Annotated in this window: 21 protein-coding genes (1 of these 21 only partly in view); 14 read left to right on the plus strand and 7 right to left on the minus strand. The window is 44.5% G+C overall.

Annotated elements, in window-relative coordinates:
- Window positions 1-181 precede the first annotated feature (181 nt).
- Genes hemA through prmC form a run of 3 tightly spaced genes read left to right on the plus strand, consistent with a single transcriptional unit; the run spans window position 182 to window position 3,427 of the window.
- Window positions 182-1,450, plus strand: coding sequence for a glutamyl-tRNA reductase (gene hemA, locus AABA11_RS03540; protein ID WP_265728993.1), 1,269 nt, complete (start codon window positions 182-184; stop codon window positions 1,448-1,450).
- A gap of 3 nt (window positions 1,451-1,453) precedes the next feature.
- Window positions 1,454-2,542 carry a peptide chain release factor 1 gene (gene prfA / locus AABA11_RS03545; RefSeq protein ID WP_265728992.1) on the plus strand — a complete coding sequence of 363 codons (1,089 nt, stop codon included), beginning with the start codon at window positions 1,454-1,456 and terminating at the stop codon, window positions 2,540-2,542.
- A 45-nt stretch (window positions 2,543-2,587) separates the two neighbouring features.
- Window positions 2,588-3,427, plus strand: coding sequence for a peptide chain release factor N(5)-glutamine methyltransferase (prmC, locus tag AABA11_RS03550; RefSeq protein WP_338265428.1), 840 nt, complete (start codon window positions 2,588-2,590; stop codon window positions 3,425-3,427).
- A gap of 43 nt (window positions 3,428-3,470) precedes the next feature.
- Here the strand turns inward: prmC and yaaA are convergent, their stop codons facing one another.
- The gene (gene yaaA / locus AABA11_RS03555) at window positions 3,471-4,253 is read right to left on the minus strand and encodes a peroxide stress protein YaaA (protein ID WP_338265432.1); all 783 of its coding nucleotides are present in this window, start codon (window positions 4,251-4,253) and stop codon (window positions 3,471-3,473) included.
- Window positions 4,254-4,344: 91 nt separating this feature from the next.
- On the opposite strand from yaaA, the gene AABA11_RS03560 reads away from it, so the two are divergent.
- The 3 genes from AABA11_RS03560 (at window position 4,345) to AABA11_RS03570 (ending at window position 7,147) form a co-directional block, all read left to right on the plus strand.
- Window positions 4,345-4,530: a hypothetical protein gene (locus tag AABA11_RS03560; RefSeq protein WP_338265434.1), complete on the plus strand. Its 186-nt coding sequence runs from the start codon at window positions 4,345-4,347 to the stop codon at window positions 4,528-4,530.
- A 54-nt stretch (window positions 4,531-4,584) separates the two neighbouring features.
- Complete coding sequence (locus AABA11_RS03565; RefSeq protein ID WP_338265436.1) at window positions 4,585-5,514, plus strand: hypothetical protein; 930 nt, start codon at window positions 4,585-4,587, stop codon at window positions 5,512-5,514.
- Window positions 5,515-5,599: 85 nt separating this feature from the next.
- Window positions 5,600-7,147: a methyl-accepting chemotaxis protein gene (locus AABA11_RS03570; RefSeq protein WP_265728987.1), complete on the plus strand. Its 1,548-nt coding sequence runs from the start codon at window positions 5,600-5,602 to the stop codon at window positions 7,145-7,147.
- A gap of 102 nt (window positions 7,148-7,249) precedes the next feature.
- Here AABA11_RS03570 and AABA11_RS03575 read toward each other — a convergent pair whose 3' ends face one another.
- The 4 genes from AABA11_RS03575 to hemC are packed head-to-tail and all read right to left on the minus strand — an operon-like array spanning window position 7,250 to window position 11,388.
- Window positions 7,250-8,479 carry a heme biosynthesis HemY N-terminal domain-containing protein gene (locus tag AABA11_RS03575; RefSeq protein WP_265728986.1) on the minus strand — a complete coding sequence of 410 codons (1,230 nt, stop codon included), beginning with the start codon at window positions 8,477-8,479 and terminating at the stop codon, window positions 7,250-7,252.
- A complete protein-coding gene (locus AABA11_RS03580) occupies window positions 8,476-9,693 on the minus strand; it encodes a uroporphyrinogen-III C-methyltransferase (protein WP_338265440.1) in 1,218 nt (405 codons plus the stop codon). Before AABA11_RS03580 ends, AABA11_RS03575 begins: the two co-directional genes overlap by 4 nt.
- Window positions 9,686-10,447: a uroporphyrinogen-III synthase gene (locus AABA11_RS03585; RefSeq protein ID WP_338265442.1), complete on the minus strand. Its 762-nt coding sequence runs from the start codon at window positions 10,445-10,447 to the stop codon at window positions 9,686-9,688. Before AABA11_RS03585 ends, AABA11_RS03580 begins: the two co-directional genes overlap by 8 nt.
- 17 nt (window positions 10,448-10,464) lie before the next feature.
- A complete protein-coding gene (gene hemC, locus AABA11_RS03590) occupies window positions 10,465-11,388 on the minus strand; it encodes a hydroxymethylbilane synthase (RefSeq protein ID WP_338265444.1) in 924 nt (307 codons plus the stop codon).
- A 154-nt stretch (window positions 11,389-11,542) separates the two neighbouring features.
- On the opposite strand from hemC, the gene argH reads away from it, so the two are divergent.
- Entirely contained in the window at window positions 11,543-12,943 is a 1,401-nt protein-coding gene (argH, locus tag AABA11_RS03595; protein ID WP_338265447.1) for an argininosuccinate lyase, read from the plus strand.
- 58 nt (window positions 12,944-13,001) lie between these two features.
- Here argH and AABA11_RS03600 read toward each other — a convergent pair whose 3' ends face one another.
- Window positions 13,002-13,823 carry a hypothetical protein gene (locus AABA11_RS03600; protein WP_338265450.1) on the minus strand — a complete coding sequence of 274 codons (822 nt, stop codon included), beginning with the start codon at window positions 13,821-13,823 and terminating at the stop codon, window positions 13,002-13,004.
- Between the two features lie 176 nt (window positions 13,824-13,999).
- Between AABA11_RS03600 and lptM the strand changes: the two genes are divergently transcribed.
- From lptM to trxA, 6 genes are all read left to right on the plus strand, one after another.
- A complete protein-coding gene (lptM, locus tag AABA11_RS03605; RefSeq protein ID WP_338265453.1) occupies window positions 14,000-14,119 on the plus strand; it encodes an LPS translocon maturation chaperone LptM in 120 nt (39 codons plus the stop codon).
- A 14-nt stretch (window positions 14,120-14,133) separates the two neighbouring features.
- On the plus strand, window positions 14,134-15,387 hold the full coding sequence (gene lysA, locus AABA11_RS03610) for a diaminopimelate decarboxylase (protein ID WP_265728979.1): 1,254 nt from the start codon (window positions 14,134-14,136) through the stop codon (window positions 15,385-15,387).
- Between the two features lie 10 nt (window positions 15,388-15,397).
- Window positions 15,398-16,228: a diaminopimelate epimerase gene (dapF, locus tag AABA11_RS03615; protein WP_265728978.1), complete on the plus strand. Its 831-nt coding sequence runs from the start codon at window positions 15,398-15,400 to the stop codon at window positions 16,226-16,228.
- Window positions 16,229-16,235: 7 nt separating this feature from the next.
- The gene (locus AABA11_RS03620) at window positions 16,236-16,901 is read left to right on the plus strand and encodes a DUF484 family protein (RefSeq protein WP_338265457.1); all 666 of its coding nucleotides are present in this window, start codon (window positions 16,236-16,238) and stop codon (window positions 16,899-16,901) included.
- Window positions 16,898-17,611 (plus strand): HAD family hydrolase, encoded by a 714-nt coding sequence (locus AABA11_RS03625; protein WP_338265460.1) that lies wholly within the window; start codon window positions 16,898-16,900, stop codon window positions 17,609-17,611. Before AABA11_RS03620 ends, AABA11_RS03625 begins: the two co-directional genes overlap by 4 nt.
- 104 nt (window positions 17,612-17,715) lie before the next feature.
- Window positions 17,716-18,042 (plus strand): thioredoxin TrxA, encoded by a 327-nt coding sequence (gene trxA / locus AABA11_RS03630; RefSeq protein ID WP_265728975.1) that lies wholly within the window; start codon window positions 17,716-17,718, stop codon window positions 18,040-18,042.
- Window positions 18,043-18,106: 64 nt separating this feature from the next.
- On the opposite strand, the gene AABA11_RS03635 is transcribed toward trxA, so the two are convergent.
- Window positions 18,107-19,516 (minus strand): peptidoglycan DD-metalloendopeptidase family protein, encoded by a 1,410-nt coding sequence (locus AABA11_RS03635; RefSeq protein ID WP_338265464.1) that lies wholly within the window; start codon window positions 19,514-19,516, stop codon window positions 18,107-18,109.
- A 106-nt stretch (window positions 19,517-19,622) separates the two neighbouring features.
- Between AABA11_RS03635 and tyrS the strand changes: the two genes are divergently transcribed.
- Window positions 19,623-19,904, plus strand: the beginning of a protein-coding gene (tyrS, locus tag AABA11_RS03640; protein WP_338265467.1) for a tyrosine--tRNA ligase. Its footprint extends 1,023 nt past the window's final position; 282 of the gene's 1,305 nt are visible here — the first part of the coding sequence; the start codon lies at window positions 19,623-19,625; the stop codon falls past the right edge of the window.

Here is a 19,904-nt window from a genome sequence, read left to right on the forward strand (position 1 = left end):
GCTAGCGGCACGTTATGTCAGGCATAACTATAAACTAATCCTATTACTTTTATTGCTCATATGGGGTGCGAAAAAAAGCGAATTTCTCGTATAATGTGTCTTCTTTATGTAAAAAGTCATGTTGGAGCCGTGCTTGCTCCTGTCATTACCTTAAGATCTCGATCTTTGAGAAGAGCCCTGAATGCCGCTAATTACTGTAGGTGTGAATCATAAAACTGCGCCAGTCTCGATACGTGAGCGCGTGGCCTTTGCGCCTGAAAAAATGATAGACGCCTTGTCTTCGCTTATTGCGGAGAAAAGAGCCAATGAGGCCGTCATCGTTTCGACTTGTAACCGTACGGAATTGTATTGCTCGGTTGAAGACGCCACTAAAATAGAAGAAGTAATTGCTTGGTTGGGGGAATATCACGGTATTGCCTTGTTGGAATTACAGCAATACTGCTATACGCACAGTGATGATGACAGTGTGCGACATGTGATGCGCGTGGCATCAGGTTTGGATTCCTTGATATTGGGTGAGCCGCAAATTCTCGGGCAAGTGAAGTCCGCGTACGCTGTTTCACAAGAAGGATCCTGTATTGGTCCTGAGCTGGAATCCCTGTTTCAACGCACTTTTTCGGTCGCTAAACGTGTTCGTACTGATACGGCAATTGGTGAAAACCCGGTGTCGATTGCGTTCGCGGCGGTGAGTCTTGCGCAACGTATTTTTGCAGACATTCGAAACAGTACCGCATTGCTGATTGGTGCTGGGCAGACGATTGAGCTGGTCGCAAGGCATTTGAAAGAAAATGGTATTAAACGAATTATTGTTGCGAACCGAACCTTGGCCAGAGCGGAAACGTTAGCAAATGAATTGAATGCTGAAGCCATTATGTTGGGTGAGATCGGCGACTATTTATCTCAGGCCGATATCGTCATTTCTTCGACGGCGAGTCAATTGCCCATCATAGGTAAAGGCATGGTAGAGCGTGCAACGTCGAAACGTCGCCATTCTCCCATGCTATTGATCGACATTGCTGTTCCTCGCGACATTGAACCGGAAGTGGATGAAGTCAACGACGCTTATCTTTATACGGTGGATGATCTTCATTCAGTGATTGAAGAAAATGTCAGAGCAAGGCAAGATGCGGCAAAAGCCGCGGAGCAAATGATCGAAGAAGGCGTCGACGCTTATCGTCGCGTGGTGGAGTCGAGAAAAGTATCGGATTTGATTGTCTCGTTTAGACAGTCTGCCGAAGCGGTAAAGAATACAGAATTAGAAAAAGCATTGAAAAGTCTTGAAATGGGACAGTCTCCTGAGCAAGTGGTTAGTAAGCTTGCGCATGGTTTAATGAATAAACTTATTCATGCCCCAACACGTTATTTACGTGATGCTGGGGCGGACGCAGACCAAGACGCATTAACCATTGCCTCAAATGTATTGGGCATCTACGAAGAAAAAGACAATTAAAAAATGAAAGAATCGATAAAATTAAAATTAGAAAGTTTATCTGATCGTTATGATGAGTTAGCGGCGTTACTGGGTGTGGCCGAAGTCATTATGGATCAAGAATTGTTCCGTGCTTATTCAAAAGAGTACGCTGAGCTTGAGCCTGTGGTGAAATGTTTTAATGAGTTTCAGCAAATAGACGAAAACATCGCCGAAGCTGAGTTGATGATGACCGACGCTGATCCAGATATTAAAGAGATGGGCGTTGAAGAATACAAAGCTGGGCAAGCGCAAAAAGAAGAGCTGCAGCTGGTTCTACAAAAATTATTGTTGCCTAAAGACCCTAACGATTCTCGCAACGTCTTCCTAGAAGTGCGTGCCGGAACGGGCGGTGATGAAGCGTCGATATTCTCCGGTGACTTATTCCGCATGTACTCTCGTTATGCCGAGACACAGCGCTGGAAGGTGGAAATTGTTAGTGCCAGTGATGGCGAGCACGGTGGCTATAAAGAAGTCATCGCTCGTATTGTGGGCGAAGGTGCGTATTCTAAACTGAAGTTTGAATCTGGCGCGCATCGAGTACAGCGTGTTCCAGCGACCGAGTCTCAGGGGCGTATTCACACTTCGGCCTGTACCGTTGCTGTCATGCCTGAGATGGATGAAGTGGATGACATTATCATCAACAAATCCGATTTACGTATTGATACTTTTCGAGCCTCGGGTGCGGGCGGTCAGCACGTCAACAAAACCGATTCCGCTATTCGTCTGACGCATATCCCAACGGGTGTTGTGGTCGAGTGTCAGGAAGAGCGTTCACAGCATAAAAACCGCGCCAAGGCCATGTCTTTGCTAGCGTCTCGTTTGCAAGCGGCCGAATTGGAAAAAGCGGCGAGTGAGCAATCTGAAACACGTAAATCCCTCGTCGGCAGTGGTGATCGCTCTGAGCGTATTCGTACCTACAATTATCCACAAGGCCGAGTGACGGATCACCGTATTAACTTAACCTTGTATAAGTTGGATGAGATCGTAGCAGGGGATTTGGATGTGTTAATCAATCCATTGGTCAATGAATTCCAAGCAGAGCAATTAGCGGCACTGAGTGGTGATAATTAATTTCGTTTTTTTTTGCTGCTTACACTATCAAGGTAATCATCGCGTATGCGAATAGATGAACTGCTTAAAGGCGCTTTCGAGCGCCTTACTTTTGCGTCTGAAACGGCGCAGTTAGACGCTCAGCTATTACTGGCACATGTTTTGTCGGTTTCAACATCGTATTTTTATACGTGGCCAGAAAAACAAGTCGATGCGGCTGATATCGAACGATTTAACACGTTATTGACTCGACGGGCGCAAGGCGAACCCGTAGCGTATTTGCTAGGACATCAGGCGTTTTGGAGTCTGGAGCTGGAAGTCGCGCCTTGTACCTTGATCCCTCGTGCGGACACTGAACGCTTAGTGGAAGTGGCATTGTCTGTGCTGGATGTGAGCAAGACAAGCCGGATTCTTGATCTTGGTACCGGAACGGGTGCGATTGCGTTATCACTTGCAGCAGAGCAACCTAAAGCTGCCGTTGTTGGCGTAGATCTAATTGAAGAAGCCGTTGAGTTGGCAAAACGTAACGCCTTACGAAACAAGATAGACAATGTGGCCTTCATGCAAAGCCGTTGGTTTGATGCGCTGGAAGGCTGTGAGCCATTTGATTTGATCGTTTCAAATCCACCCTATATTGACCCAAATGACGTGCATTTGTCGCAAGGTGATGTGCGCTTCGAGCCGAAAAGTGCATTAGTCGCTGACAATCATGGCATGGCGGATATTGAGCATATTATTCAGTCTGCACAGCGTTTTATGAAGCACAATGCCTATTTGATGTTTGAGCATGGATATGATCAAGCGGCGGCAGTGCGCGAGGCTTTAAAGGCCGCGGGATTTGTTGGTGTAGAGAGTTTTCAGGATTTAGGTCAGAACGACAGAGTGACTATTGGGCAATATCCATAGAAGCAGCAAACGCAGGCGTTAGTGTTTACTGCTTCTATGGGCGTTATTTTTTAGGTTGGGCGCTTTCTGGGCGAATAAAGACTGGACTGTCTTTGGTTGATTGTTGAGGGTCGTAACGATAACCCGCTAAATCAAATGCTTGAAGTTCCTCTAAGGTGTCGCAGCGATTTTCAATCAGGTAGCGAGCCATCAAACCACGGGCTTTTTTTGCATAAAAACTGATGACTTTGAACTTGCCATTTTTTTCGTCAAGAAAGTTCGGTGTGATTAATGGTGCCGCTAGCTTTTTCTTATTCACTGCTTTGAAGTATTCATTGGACGCCAGGTTGACCAATAGTTCGCCTTCATCAAGGGTCTCGTTAATCTTGTTAACGATAATATCTCCCCAAAATTGATAAAGGTTAGTGCCTCTCTCGTTTTTGAGACTGGTGCCCATTTCTAGACGGTAGGCTTGCATTAAATCTAACGGCTTTAGCACTCCATATAAACCGCTTAAAATACGCAAAGACTGTTGGGCATATTGCATGTCGTTTTCTTTTAATGAATAAGCGTCGAGACCAGTATAGACGTCGCCCATGAAGGTATAAATGGCTGGACGGCTGTTGTCTTGGGTATGTTCTTTTTCCCATTCTTGGTAGCGAGACACGTTGAGTGTGGCAAGTTTATCGCTGAGTTTCATTAAGGAAGCGATGTCGGCTGGTGTGTATGGTTTTATGGTGGTGATGAGTTGTTGTGCCTCATCTAATAGCTCTGGGGAGCTGAATTGACTGACCGTAGGTGCTGATGTTAAATCCAGCGTTTTGGCTGGTGAGATTAAAAACTTCATAGTTATTCCATTGGCTTGATCATTGCGTTTCCTAAAGATTATCCATAGAGTGTCGATAGATATCCAGACAATGCTTTAATAGAGATAATTTATGAAGAATAATCTGATACCATTTCCTGTCGCTCGTCAGCCTAACAACGAACAAGAAAGCTCACTTACGCCAAGTGACGAACTTCTTGCTCTGCGTGAAGCATTTGACCAAGCAAGAGCGGATTGGGTGGTTGAGATTGCTGAGTTGCCTGAAAATAATAAAGTATATAGTGGCTCAAAAAAATAATTAGAATAGTTCTGTTGTTTTTCTAATGGGCTGCCTGTTTAAGGTGTAATCCCCATGCTGTTGTTCCTTGTTCGTCACTCTCTTCCTTTCATGTTTGTTTTTGCTATTCTGGGTTTCTTATTGCCTTCTGTCTCACTGGCATTTTTTCCTTTCCTTCCGGTCGTGCTTTTTACGCTAATGACGTTGACGTTATTGGGTATGAAGCAAAATGAACTCATTCAGCGATTAAGACGTTTTTCCATATGGCGTTATGCTATTTTGCATTCCGCTGTGTTTATGTTGGTGGTTGGTGCTATTGGTTGGGCGCTTTCGTTTGAAGCTGACCTTCTGTTGGCTGTGGTGGCGGTTGCCGCTACAGGGTCTTTGTTTGCGACTCCGGCGATAGTAAGGGCGCTGGGTTTTGATAGCTTACAAGCAATGGCCATGACTATCGCGACCACACTGGTTCTCCCCGTGTCCATTTTTGTTGTGCTAGTACTGTATCAGACTGAAAAGGTGGAGTTAGATTGGGGGAGTTACTTCATTCGTCTAATCGTATTTATCTTCGGCCCAATGCTGTTTTCATTTCTTGTTCATTGGTCGTTGCCAGAAGAGTCTCTAAGTCGCTTTTTAGTAAAAATATCCCCTTTTACAATTTTGCTGGTTTTTGCTTTTCCTTTTGGTTTGGTTGGAAGCTTTCGTGTGCTTTTTGATCATGATCCGATGATGGCGCTGAATTATTTTATGATTGCCACTGGCTTGTGCGCGGTGTTTTTTGCTTTGTCATACTTTTTTTACCGTAAACAGGGGCAAGATATCGCTTTAACGGCCGCGATTACATCGGGAAACCGAAACGTCTTGCTGACATACAGCATCGCTGGTGTGTTATTAGGGCCTGCATTTTTACCATTGGCGGGTGCTTTACAAATCCCTACATATTTATTACCTGTTTTTACTCGCTGGTTAAACAGATGCTTACTAAAGTTAAATAACAGCAAAGACTAATGTGCTTCGTTTACACTTCCTACTAAGATGATTACGTTGTCTGATGGGACGTGTCTTACCATTTTTCTATAAGGATAGTTATTCGATGCGTAAGAATATGCCAATCACAAACCAAGAAAAAACCTTCGATCAAAACGAGAAACTCATTTCTACAACGGATTTAAAGGGCAAAATTGTCCACTGTAATGATGCGTTTGTAAAAATCAGCGGTTTTGATAAAAGCGAATTAATCGGTAGCCCTCACAATATTGTTCGTCATCCTGATATGCCTAAAGAAGCGTTTCAAATCATGTGGGACACGCTTAAACAAGGCAAGGCGTGGATGGGGTTGGTGAAAAATCGTTGTAAGAATGGTGATTTTTACTGGGTAGATGCCTATGTGACGCCGGTCACTGACGCTGGAAAAGTGGTTGGCTATGAATCCGTTCGAACGGTTCCTAGTCGAGCGGATGTGGCTAGAGCAGAAAAGATTTATCGACGCATTATTAATGGTAAGAACGTCATGCCTCGCGCTTATTTGTCTTGGCGAGTCATTTTACCTGTTGTCAGTCTTATTGCTGCAGTGATTGCAGGCAGTATTGATATTCGTTATGGGGTGGGTGTTTTGCTTGTTGGCAGTATCGTGGCCAATGGTTTGTTTTTATTGAATCACACAAAACTGCAATCTATTTTAAGAAAGCGTTTATCAACGTCTTTTTTGCATCCTTTGGCCGGTATTACCTATTCAGACAGTGCCTTGGATATCGCTACACTGGATGTTGGTGTGAAAAGTTTGCTGTCCCGAATGGACGCGGTTCTGACCAGATTTGAGGATGAATCGTTAAAAGTGTCCGCTCAGTCCAAAATTGGCCTTAAGCTCACCATTGAAACAACAAAAGGCATGGTGAGTCAGCAGCATGAAACCCAAGACGTGGCTGCCGCTATGCAAGAAATGACCACAACGATTAATGATGTTGCTCAGCATGTTCAAGCAACATCAGACAGTGCTAAATCGTCTTTTGAGTCGGCGAAAAGCGGTCAAATCATTGTCAATGAAACTCGGCATTCAATACGTCAATTGAGTGAGACAGTAAATGACATTAGTGCAACAGTTCAAGAGTTGGCGGACCACTCTGAAAAGATAGCGCAGGTTGCGCAAATGATTGATCAAATTGCCGAGCAAACGAATTTACTGGCGCTGAATGCCGCGATTGAAGCAGCAAGGGCGGGCGAGCATGGTCGAGGATTTGCCGTTGTGGCGGATGAGGTGCGCCAATTGGCACAAAGAACACAAGGGTCTACCCAAGACATACACCATATCATTGAGACGTTACGCAGCGGGGCCAAAAACTCGGTGTCTATTGCGAACCGAGGCAAGCAAGATGCCGTGCTTGGATTGGAAAAAATCGTGGAGATGGAGAGTTCCTTTGTGAGCATCGTTGAAGCGGTGTCAAATATTTCGGATATGGCGATTCAGATGTCGGCGGCCGTGGAAGAACAGGCGCATGTGTCTGAGGACATAAATAGACAGGTTGTGCGCATTTCTGACTTATCTGTGCAAAGTTCTGAGAAGTCTAATTTATCCAGTGACAGTATTCGTTCGCTGCAAAATGTGGCGGACAATATGCACGAGCTGGTGGTTCGCTTTAAATAGAAAAAGTAATAGAAAAATAAGTAAGTAACAGAGAAAAAAACAATAAAAAACGCGATAACATTTTTATCATCGCGTTTTTTTTTGGTTTTATAGTGGGCCTTACTAAGGCAGAGGAAGTGGTTTAAGTTGATTGCTTGCCTGATTCAAATTGATCATCATGAGATCTTGGCTTGCCTTGGTATCTCCCATTGCTTTAAGTAAGCGGCTCAGTTCAGCCAATGCTTCATTTTGAGTATCAAGTGAAAGCGCCTGCTCGTAGTAGTCTCTGGCTTTTCCCCATAGCATCATGGATTGGCTTAAGCGTCCGCAGACAAGGTATAAATTTGCACTGGCAGGCTCTTTTTTTAGCCAATTTTCCGCATTGACTAGCTGTTTTTTAGCGTTGTCTTGCTTGATGTTGCCATATTCATAGATCAGCTCTTCAGACCATTTTTGGTTTAGGCTGCTTCTTATAAAATTTTCTGCTTTGCTGTCATCACCAAAATGAATCAGCGTCTGGGCATACAATTGTCTCATGCGATCATCTTGAGACAAGGTGTCCAATTTATTCCATAGGCTTTCGACTTCTGTCACTAGGTCTTTTTTGTTTTGCCCTAGTTTGTTACGAAATTTAATTTTATCTAACAGTGCCAAAAATGCGTTTCTTTCAAGCTCAAGCATGTTGTCATCATCAAATATGCCGTCTTTCTTCAATGTTGGTGTTAACGCCAGTAAAGCATCCCAATCTTTTAATCTAGTGTAAACAGTGACCAACATTTTTAGGGTTTGTCTGTGTTTTGGCTTGAGTTTCTGAAGGCGAAGTAATGAGGCAAGAGCACCTTCGTAATGTTCCTGTTTAATCTGCAGCTGACTTTGCGCAAAACCAATGGCAAATTCGGCTTCTGGTGTTGATTTGTGTGCAGAGCGTAACAGTGCTTTCGAGCGTTCGTGTTCATCTTGCTCGCTGGCCGCATAAGCAGCACCAATGTAATTGATGAGTGGATAAGGGACCTTATCGGCACTGTTGGTGAGCAGTTTTTCTGCTTTGTTCCAGTTGCCCCCAACCAGCTCTAACATGCCTCTAATGGTATTTCGAGACGCTCTTTTTTGCGCTAAGTTTCCGGTTACTTTTGCCAATGAATTGCTCGGTCTAAGAGCAATGAATAAGATTCGTTTTACCCAGCTAAGCACAAACAAGGCGATGATCATGGCAACAATCAATACCCATAAGCTGGTTTCAACCGTCACGCCGTTATAAGCCAGAAGTACGTAGCCACTGTCTTGGCGCATCAGTAACCCTAATACGCCACCAACGGCCATCATGATGACCAATAAGAAAAGAAGTTTTCTCATGCTTGATCTCCTGGCTCGATTTGCGTTTCTGTTGTGCTTTGTTGATCTGGAGCGGTTGTGTCAGTGTCGTTCTGTTCTATGGTTGTGCTGGTCTTCACGTCGCGGTTGTTCCATTCCTTCATTAAGGCTTTCATGGCCATGAGCGACTCTCTTGGTAATGGAAGGTCTGGAGAGGGGTTCAGTTGTTGCAATGCCGTTACGCTGGCCAAAAAAGACACCACATTTTTTGATTGTGTTTCAAAATGTTCCGTCGTGGCCGTAGCGATGCGAGACAGCGCCTGTTGGTAAATGGCTGGCTCTCCTTTAACCAGAGCCACTTGAGCGACGTCTATTTGCAGTTGCAGCCCAGTAATGAGCTCTTGGTATTCTGCTGGTGGCAGTAAGGCTTTGATGGGTTTGTGGTTGTAGTTGATGACGATTAAAGAGCGGATGGAACGCCAGAAGCTTTCAAGCGCCGATGTGAAACGATTTGTGCTGGCGTCGCTGATTTGCGTTTCAGTATTGGCGTTATTGGCTTGCCATTCTTTTGAGGGTTCTCTTTGTGGGAGGTTGGCGACATCGTTGTAAAGTGCGTTTAATTTAAGATAAGCGCCTTCTAAATCGAATGAACTTATGGATTTTAAGGCTTGGATATCTTTTGCTAACGCTTTGCGTGTGGCGAAGGCGATTGGGTCTTCTAGCTCGTTTAGTATGTCATCGGCATTCACAAGCAGTGTGACCGCTCCATTATTGTCTGATTCAAGCAGTAATCTTTGGTTGGCCAGACGAATTAAATACTCAGCTTCCGCAAGTTTCCAGTCTTCTTTTGTGGTGTTATTCAATCTGTTTAATTTGGACTCCAGCGACTGAATTTTTTCAGTTTGTCGTGTCTGCTGTGTCGTTATATGTTCTTTTTGCGTTTGGATGGATTGCTCTGCACTTTGAATTTGTGCCATCAGTTGCTTGAGTTGGTCTTTATTCGATACGTCGGAGGCGAGCTTGTTATTAAGCGCTGCCTGCTGAATCGTTAATGCGGCTATGTCTTTTTCTGCGGTGTTTTGTGTTGACTGAAAATACAACCAGCCACTGGTCGCCAAGGCGATTGCTGAAATACCAATAGACAGGGTGGCGACGAGGGGAGTGCCTGACTTAGTATCCTGATTGTTTTGAGGGGGAACAGGAGACGTCTCTTTAGCGTCGTTTAGGTTGAGCTCTTGCTTGTTGTTCTCAGTCATTCTGTTTTCCTGTGTGAAATTCCGTCGCTTTGATCAAGCTGTTATCGTCTGCACCTTGTGCGCACGATGCATTTATCCAACCCATTTCTATCGCTTGCTGATTCACTCTGATACTGGGTGTCAGTATAGGGAGTGTTTTCCACTCTGGTGTATGTAATGTCACGTATTCTGAAAGATTGCTTAAACTTTCGCCACTGGTGACCCATATTAAATTGATATCGGGCAGCATAAAGAAAGTTTGAGCGTGGTAGCGTGGTTTTTTTCTTTCATAGAGAGAAAGATAACTAACTTTCGCACCTCTTTCTTCTAATTTGAGACCCAGTTCAGGGCGACCACCCTGTCCACGTACAATCAGAATTTTCTGATTGGTCATTTTGGCTGGCTTCAACCAGTCAAGTAACGCTTCAGTGGTATGGCCTGGGTTAGAGAGTGCAGGAACGCCTTCTTCTCTCAGCGTATTGGTCGTGCCTTCGCCAATGCCAATCCAGTGAACGCCAATAGGCAGCATTGGCCAGCAGGCATCGAGCCATTTGCAAGCGATTCTCGCGGCGTTTTTGCTCACAAAAATGACGTAGTCAAAGGTGTCAATATCGAAAACTTGTGACCGGATTTGTGCTAGTTGATCTGCATTTTCTAAAGGCGCAATGTCCAGCATAGGCAGTGATACGGCAGTCCAGCCATGAGCGCGAACGCGCTCACAGGTCAGAGTGTTTTCGGGTTCCGGTCGAGTAATCAGAATACGACAGTCTTGCACTACTATTTCGCCTTTTCTTATTTATATAAGGCGTCAAGAATGACGTCTGCGCCACGAGCGAGTAAGTCATCAGCCAATTGCACACCAAGCGATTTTGCATCGTCTTTGTGGCCACGAATTTCGCCTTCAATCATGGTTTTTCCATCTGGGCTACCAACAAGGCCTCTTAACCAAATAGAATCGCCAGTTAATATCGCAAAGCAAGCAATGGGTGCTTGGCAGCCACCGTTTAGTCTTTCATTCACAGCGCGCTCGGCAATAACGCGAATGGCGGTTTCTTCATGCTGTAACGGCGCTAATAAATTGATGGTTTGTACATCATCAGAGCGACACTCGATGCCCATGGCACCTTGTCCACCCGCGGGTAAACTGGTTTCTGCTGGAATGCGCTGCTTGATTCTGTCTTGCATTTCTAGTCGGACTAGCCCGGCTGTGGCCAAAATAATTGCGTCGTATTCACCATCGTCCATTTTACGCAGACGTGTGTTTACATTGCCTCTAAGGTCTTTAATGACGAGGTCTGGGCGTTGCATTTTTAATTGGCATGAGCGACGTAAGCTGGATGTGCCGACAACGGCGCCACTTGGTAAGTCATTTAGTGTATTTACTTGGTTTGAAACGAAAGCGTCACTGGGGTCTTCTCGTTCACAAATGACTGCTAGGCCTAAGCCTTCTGGAAAAGCCATAGGGACGTCTTTCATAGAATGAACGGCGATGTCTGCTCGACCATCCATTAGAGCGCTTTCCAACTCTTTTACAAACAGACCTTTGCCGCCAATTTTCGACAGTGGTGAATCTAAAATTTGATCGCCTTTTGTGGTCATGCCAAGCAGTTCTACCGTCATCTCTGGGTAAAGGCTTTCGAGTTTTGCTTTGACGTTGTTTGCTTGCCAAAGGGCAAGTTGGCTTTCTCGGGTTGCGATCACAATTTTATCTTTCACTGCGTCTCCTAGTGAGTTTGGTGGGATAAATGTCTCTAAAATATCGGCATTATGATACTCGCTATGACGACACTCGTCATCTTTCAATACTTTATAAGTCGGGGCGCTTAATGTACTCTTGGCAGCTGTTTGAATTTGTGTGGGAACCAACCGAATGACTGATACTAATAAAACCACGAACCAGCAATGGGGTGGTCGTTTTTCTGAGCCTGTCGATGCGTTTGTTGCGCGTTTTACCGCGTCTGTTGAATTTGATCAACGTATGGCAAAGCAGGATATTCAAGGGTCCATTGCGCACGGCAAAATGTTGGCCAGCGTAGGGGTTTTGACGGCAGAAGAACGAGATCAGATTATTCAGGGTCTGACCGAAATTGAAGATGAAATTGCTCGTGGCGAATTTGCTTGGTCGATCGAGTTGGAAGATGTTCATATGAACATTGAGGCTCGTTTAACGCAAAAAATTGGTATCACGGGCAAGAAGCTGCACACTGGCCGTTCTCGTAATGACCAAGTTGCAACAGACATTCGTTTGTACATGCGCGATGAAGTGGATTTCTTGCTAGAAGAAGTGACTCGCCTGCAGCAAGGTATTTTGAGCTTGGCTGAAAAAGAAGCCAATACCATTATGCCTGGCTTTACGCATTTGCAAACCGCTCAGCCCGTTACATTTGGTCATCATTTAATGGCGTGGTATGAAATGGCGCAACGTGATTATGAGCGTTTAGTGGATTGCCGTAAGCGTATTAATATTTTGCCATTGGGTGCGGCAGCACTTGCTGGAACAACGTATCCGATTGATCGTCATATGACAGCAGAATTGCTGGGGTTTGAGCGTCCGACTTACAACTCTTTGGATTCCGTCAGTGACCGAGATTTTGCCATCGAATTCACGGCAACAGCGTCTATTATTATGATGCATTTGTCTCGTTGGGCGGAAGAAATGGTGATGTGGGTGTCTGCTCAGTTTAACTTTATTTATCTACCTGACCGTTTCTGCACTGGTTCTTCTATTATGCCGCAGAAGAAAAATCCTGATGTGCCAGAATTGGTTCGAGGTAAAACCGGCCGTGTTTACGGACATTTGATGGGCTTGTTAACTTTGATGAAGTCTCAGTGTCTGGCGTACAACAAAGACAATCAAGAAGACAAAGAGCCATTGTTTGATACAGTAGACACGCTAAAAGGTTCGTTGCGTGCTTTTGCCGATATGATCCCAGCGATCGAATCTCGTAAAGAGCATATGTACGAAGCCGCTCGCCGAGGCTTTTCTACTGCGACCGATTTGGCGGATTATTTGGTTCGTCATGGTGTCGCTTTCCGTGATGCTCACGAAGTGGTTGGTAAAGCGGTGGGTTATGGCGTGAAAGAAGGCAAAGACTTGTCTGAAATGACGTTAGAGGAGCTGCAGTCTTTCGGTAGCATGATCGAAGCGGATGTTTTTGATGTTTTGACACTTGAAGGTTCTGTCGCTGCTCGTGACCATATTGGTGGCACAGCACCTGCTCAAGTTTTACAGGCTGTAGAGCGTGCAAAAGCGGAGCTTCTAAAACGATAGTTCGTTTGCTTCGTGAGTGCTATTTGCGTTGAAGAGTGGCTGCCTTAGGGTGGCCATTTTATTTTGTGGGCTGGTTTAGGTTGAATGGTGAATCCGGACCTAGCAATTCATTCGTAAGCACGCTGGGTGAAATGTTTAGCTCGAAGTGGAATAAATCGGATTTCACTCCGCAACCATCGAAGACAATAGCCCATCCTTCATTACTGCCCTCTGGTGGAAGTCGCCAACAGACTCCTTTTATATTCACATAGCGTGTTCCGTCTGCGTCTTTTGTGATGGGATAATCCACCTCTTTTGTTAGGCCTTTAAGATATTCTTTTTGGGCTTCTTTGGATGCCGAGATTTTGTTTCGTAACTCTTCTGAAAAGACACCCACTAAAGCGGTGTCTTTTATGTCAGCTGAAAGCGAAATGTTAGATAAGTCCAGTAAGGCTGGCTTGGAGGAGTCTATTGTTGAGGGCATCAAGCTTGAGGTTGTTTCATCAGGGGTAATGTTGTCATTTACACTGTCTACTTCGTTAATAGGCCCTATGTCTCGGATAGAGGATGCGTCTTGGGTGTTCAGTGCGGGTTGGTTGCCTTCAATGTCGGGCGTTAAAAAACTGGGCGCGTCTTGATCGTTGGCGGCATCGTACTGTGTCGTCTCGGTTATCGCTTTGGGTGTTTCAGGCGTTGAGCCTTCAGGTTGGGTTGGCAGTAGTAGCATCTCAAACTGTGATGCTGGTGTGTCAATGTCAAACCACTGTTGGACCTGCGTCAGGTTAAGTATCAGTATATGTATCGATATTGCGCACAACAGTGCTGTCGCCCATGGCGCCACTCGGTGTTTTATGGATGGTTTTGTGTCTTGATCTGGTTGGTTGACGATAGTAGAGCCCATTTTGTATCAGTGAATGTCTTGTCTCAGATTAATATACCAAATTTAAACACAGAGATATTTGCCTATTAAGTAAAGAATTTTAAGAAAAGAATATCTGTGTAATTGGTCTGCTGGGGTTGGGAAACGAACTGGCTGCAAGGTATACTGTCTGAATCAAAAATAGAAGAGATAAGACGATGGTGAAGTGGATTTCAGTGTGTGTTTTGGCTGTTTTTCTGGCTGCTTGTGGAAATAAAGGGGCGCTTTATTTGCCAACAGACACTGCTGATATGCCGCAACAAGAATCGTCTTTATAGCTGAGGATCCCCTTTTGGACTTTTTTAATTATTCTAATCAAGCACTGCATGCTGAAAATGTGGCGTTGTCTGATATTGCTAATCAATATGGTACACCATGTTACGTTTATTCAAGAGCAACACTGGAACGTCATTATAAGGCCTATGCCGATGCGTTTGCGTCACACCCAACACTTATCTGCTATGCAGTAAAAGCGTGTTCGAATATTGCTATTTTGAACGTTTTGGCTCGTTTGGGATCAGGCTTTGATATTGTCTCCATCGGTGAGCTAGAGCGGGTCTTGAAAGCGGGTGGCGATCCATCAAAAGTGATGTTTTCCGGGTTAGGCAAGCAGGCGGTGGAAATGCGCAGAGCGTTGGAAGTGGGCATCCACTGTTTCAACGTGGAATCTGAAGCAGAACTGTACCGCTTAAATGAGGTGGCTGGGGAAATGGGTAAGACTGCTCCTGTGTCTTTGCGTGTTAACCCTGATGTGGATGCAAAAACCCATCCTTACATTTCCACAGGTTTGAAAGAAAATAAATTTGGAATCGATATCAAGGACGCGGTTCGAATTTATAAAATTGCGCACTCACTGCCACATTTAAATGTCATGGGCGTGGACTGTCATATCGGTTCCCAATTAACTGAACTTAAACCCTTTTTGGACACATTTGACCGCCTAATTGGCTTGGTGGATCAGCTGTCAGCAGAAGGTATTCAGATTAAACACCTTGATTTGGGTGGTGGTTTGGGGGTTCGCTATCGTGACGAAGTACCACCTGAGCCTGCTGAATATGCCAAGCTCTTATTGGATAAAGTAAAAGGTATGGATTTCGAATTGGCGTTCGAACCCGGGCGCTCTATTGCGGCTAATGCTGGTGTATTAGTGACTCAAGTTGAGTTTTTGAAATGCAATCCACATAAAAACTTCGCCATTATTGATGGCGCAATGAATGATCTTATTCGCCCTTCTTTGTATGGCGCTTGGATGAACATTGTTCCTGTGTCTTTGTTGCCGACGCCAGAAGGTAAACGCAACTATGATCTTGTTGGTCCTATTTGTGAGACAGGTGACTTTTTAGGTAAAGATCGAGAGTTGGACATTCAGGCTGGTGATTTGTTGGCTGTTCGTTCGGCTGGGGCTTATGGCTTTACTATGTCATCGAATTACAATAGCCGTAATCGCGCCGCCGAGGTGATGGTGGATGGTGACAAAACGTATTTGATCCGTGCTCGTGAAACGATTGAACATCAGTTAGCTGGTGAGCAAATTTTGCCAGACTGAGGAGTTCATCGTGTTATTAAAATTTACCAAAATGCATGGTTTAGGAAATGATTTTGTTGTAGTGGATGCGGTGTCTCGTAAGGTGTTTTTTAATAAGCAGCAGATCGAGAGACTGAGTGATCGTAACTGGGGGATCGGTTTTGATCAACTTTTGGTGGTTGAGCCGCCCACTGATCCTGACATGGACTTTCGATACCGCATTTATAATTCGGATGGCAGTGAAGTTGAGCATTGCGGAAACGGTGCTCGTTGTTTTGCTAAGTTTGTTTTAGACCGCGAGTTAACGAATAAACGCATTATCAATGTAGAAACAAAACGTGGCTCGATTCAATTGCGCGTACTGGACGCAGGCTTGGTGACAGTAGACATGGGATCGCCGAGTTTTGAGCCGCAAGATTTGCCATTTACGGCCGATCCTTGTAATGGGCTTTATAGTATTATGGCTGGTGATACAGAGTATTTTATGACACCTGTGTCCGTTGGTAATCCTCATGCTGTGATCAAAGTGGATCAGCTTCTTGATGAGGAAGTCACTAGAGTGGGGGCTTTGATTGAGTGTCATGAACGTTTTCCTAGAAAGGTGAATGTGGGTTTTATGCAGGTTATTAGCCCTGATGAAATCAACTTGCGCGTTTATGAGCGTGGGGTAGGTGAAACACAAGCTTGTGGCACTGGAGCCTGCGCCGCTGTCGTTGCGGGCATTAAGCAAGGGTGGTTATCTCCTAAAGTAACCGCTCATTTGCGAGGTGGTGATCTGCACATTGAATGGCAAGGTGAGGGGACTCCCATTTTAATGACGGGTCCTGCTGAGAAAGTATTCGAAGGTCAAATTTACCTATAGAGGAATTATGAGCGAAGAAGAAGTTATTCAATACTTGTCAAATACGCCGGACTTTTTTGTTCGGAATACTGATTTGTTGGAGAGTCTTAATCTTCCTCATCCAGTTAATGGAAAGGTGACGTCGTTACTGGAATATCAAGTGCATTTATTGCGTAAAACGACAGCTGAGTATCGAGCTGAATTTGATCGTCTAATAAAAGTGGCTCGTGAAAACGAATCGACCATGCAGAAAAGTCGTCGCTTGGTATTAGCGGGGCTGACTTGCCGTTCTTTGGATGACTTGGCTGTTATTATCGATGACATGGTGAGAGACGACTTTGAAGTATCCCATCATGCATTGGTATTGTTTGGTGATTTTCCTGACAGCGCTGTGAGAAGTCATAAGCTGGTGGAAGACGATGTCTTTTTATCTAACTCTGCAGGCTTTACCAATTGTTTCTGTGGCATGTTGCCAACCAATGAAATGAACTTTCTTTTCCCTGATGACGCTTCGTCAATTCACTCTGTTGCCGTTTTACCGCTTCTTTCACGAGAAGGAGGAGAGGTGAGAAAGTGCGGCGTGCTTGTGCTGGGAGCCGAGAGTAAGTCAGCGTTTGATAAAGAAAAGGGAGCTTTGTTTCTTCAATACATTGCAGACCTATTAAGTGCGATTGTGTTGAGGTTATTGCCATGACCGTTTTGATTACCTTCGATTTAGATAATACCCTGTGGGATGTTTCACCTGTTATTACTCGGGCTGAATACGCCATGGCGGCTTGGTTTGAGGTGCGTTTTCCTGGCTTTTCCTCTGCCTATTCTTTGTCAGTACAAGACGAACTAAAGAAAAAAGTGCTCTCGGTAACACCAGAACTTGCTCCTAATCTCACACAGCTCCGCCTTGCTGTTTATAAATTGGCGCTAAAACAATTTGGGCTTCCATCCGAAGAAGCTGAGTCTGTTGCAGCGGCTGCGCTGGCTCATTTTTGTGAGTGGCGCCAAAAAGTGGATCTGTACCCGCATGCCATTGATGTGTTGGAGGCGTTAAGCCAAGAGTACTCGTTAGCGGTCATTACGAATGGTAATGCCGATGTTTTTCATCCTTATGTTGGGCTTGGACAGTATTTTGATTTTGCAGTTCGGGCTGATCAAGTTGGTATCGCTAAGCCTGCTGTTGATGTGTTTTCAATGGCAGCAAAAAAAGCGGGCGTAGATTTATCTGAGCTTGTTCATGTGGGAGATCACCCTGTGGATGATGTCTTTGGCGCATCTAACGCAGGCGCGAAAAGTATTTGGTTTAATCGCCATGGGGCGCAACACTGGGGAGACGAGTGGGGTGCTCGGTCTCATGCTGAGGTGCATTCGTTGCTAGAATTACCGACAGTGATTCGTTCTTTATTAAGATAGTTTTTTTCTATTATCTTAATTTGTTTGAACGCATTTTTACCCAAATCATTTAGTGATACACTAGCCACATTCATTGGTTAAACATAGATTTTGAGGACTTATAAATGAGTGAGAATACAATCCAGATTACAGATGCTCAATTTGCAGAAGACGTATTGAATTCAGATATCCCAGTACTTGTGGATTTTTGGGCGCCTTGGTGTGGTCCATGTAAAATGATTGCACCCGTTTTGGAAGACGTTGCAGCTGAATACGCTGGTAAAATCAAAGTGGTTAAGCTGAACGTGGATGAAAACCAAGAAACAGCGCCTAAATATAACGTTCGTGGCATTCCTACATTGCTAATCGTTAAAGGTGGTGAAGTGGTTGCAACTAAAGTGGGTGCAGTTTCTAAATCTCAATTGATTGATTTTGTGAACGGCGCAATCTAACTTCGCGTTGAGTTTCATAAAAAAGCAGCCTACAGGCTGCTTTTTTTTGTGCCTGTTTGATGGTTCACTCCTTAAGTGAGGCCAGCTTTTGTGCAAATGAAGGCGAGTGTGAGTTGGCTAAAGTGGCAACCACTTTCTTGGCATAAGGTAAAAATTCTTTTAAATCATTTTTTGGCATAGGATCGTCATTGGGCAATTTGACTGTAACTGGATTTTTATGTGTGCCGTTTATTCTGAATTCATAATGTAAGTGTGGGCCAGTCGCCCAGCCCGTTTGGCCGACATAAGCAATGATTTTGCCTTGTTGAACTCGGCTACCTCGTTTTATACCTCTTGCAAAACCTTTCAAATGGGCATAAAGGGTTTGGTAACCTCTACCGTGGTCAATGATGACGACATTACCATAACCGTTTTGTTTACCAGCAAAAGATACTTTTCCATCACCAGCTGCTTTGACTGGAGTGCCGCTCGCCGCCGCGTAGTCTACACCTCGATGTGGTCTGCTTGTTTTGAAAATAGGATGGAGTCTGTTTGGATTGAATTTGGACGAAATTCTTGTGAAATCGACAGGGGTGCGTATAAATGCTTTTCGCATCGCTAAGCCATCGGGTGTGTAGTAGTTGGCTCCTTTATCCGTTTTATACCTAATGGCTTGATACGTTCTGCCATTGTTGATGAACTGTGCAGCAATGATGTTGCCATTTGCTATTTTTTCACCATCAAGAAATTTTTCTTCGTATAGCACGCTAAGGTTATCCCCTTTGCGGATATCTAATGCAAAGTCGATGTCCCAGCCAAAAATATTCGCTAATTCGATAAGTAGTGGTTGGTCTATTCCAGCACGAAGCCCATCAACAAATAATGAGTTGTTAATTTCGGCTTCTTTATAAGTTTGTGAAATGTCAGGGGTTCTTGAAGCTTCACTTCTTTTATACTCGTCTTCGTTGCGTTCAAAGGTGACGCTGTCTAGTCTGTTTAAAGTCAGTGTTAATTCTGATAATTCACCCGAAGCCTCATTGGTTGTAAATTGAATGGTTTGCCCCGGTCTCATCTGGACTAGTGTTTTTTGCTTTTTATCTGCTTGTGACACCTTGTAAATATCTTGGGCTGAGATCCCCGCATTGGATAGTATTTTTGATAGTGAATCCCCGGGCTTTACTTCAACGGACTGCTTTTTGAATGTTGGTGCGCTGGTTTTTTTGACTAAGGCTTCGGGCGCTGGAATATCATAGCTATTACTAGCAATGCTTGTGTTCTGTGTTGTGTTGACTAAAGGTTGTGTGGTGTTTGGGCTAAGACTTTGTAGGTCGTGCAGCATAAGTTTCGACTGATCGACTATCTCAAAACTGGCGTCAATGGAGATCAGTTCGTTCCCATCGGTTTCTTCTTCTGGAATGGCTATAAGTACTATGGCCAGAAGTGCACTTACAGCGGCAATCAACAGTAAATGCTTTGTTGGTAATAACTTTATCAAAATATGTACCCGAAAAATCTTTATAAAAGCCTTATAATCCTACCAATATTACTTTTATAATTGAATGCTTAAGTACGATAAACTAACTAGGATATGGATCAAAATAATGACTGTAAGCAGTAAAGACCTGTTGAATGACTTGCAAGCTCGTGGACTTGTCGCCCAAATGACGGCGGAAGAAGAGCTAAAAAAACATCTAGATGGTGAGAGTCGTACGCTTTATTGTGGTTTTGATCCAACGGCAGACAGCTTGCACCTAGGTCATCTTGTTCCTCTTTTGGTGTTGAAACGTTTTCAGGACGCAGGCCATAACCCTATTGCTCTTGTTGGTGGTGCAACAGGGTTAATTGGTGACCCAAGCTTTAAAGCTGCAGAGCGGCAACTAAAT

The organism is Marinomonas pontica (assembly GCF_036322735.1).
GTDB lineage: Bacteria > Pseudomonadota > Gammaproteobacteria > Pseudomonadales > Marinomonadaceae > Marinomonas > Marinomonas pontica.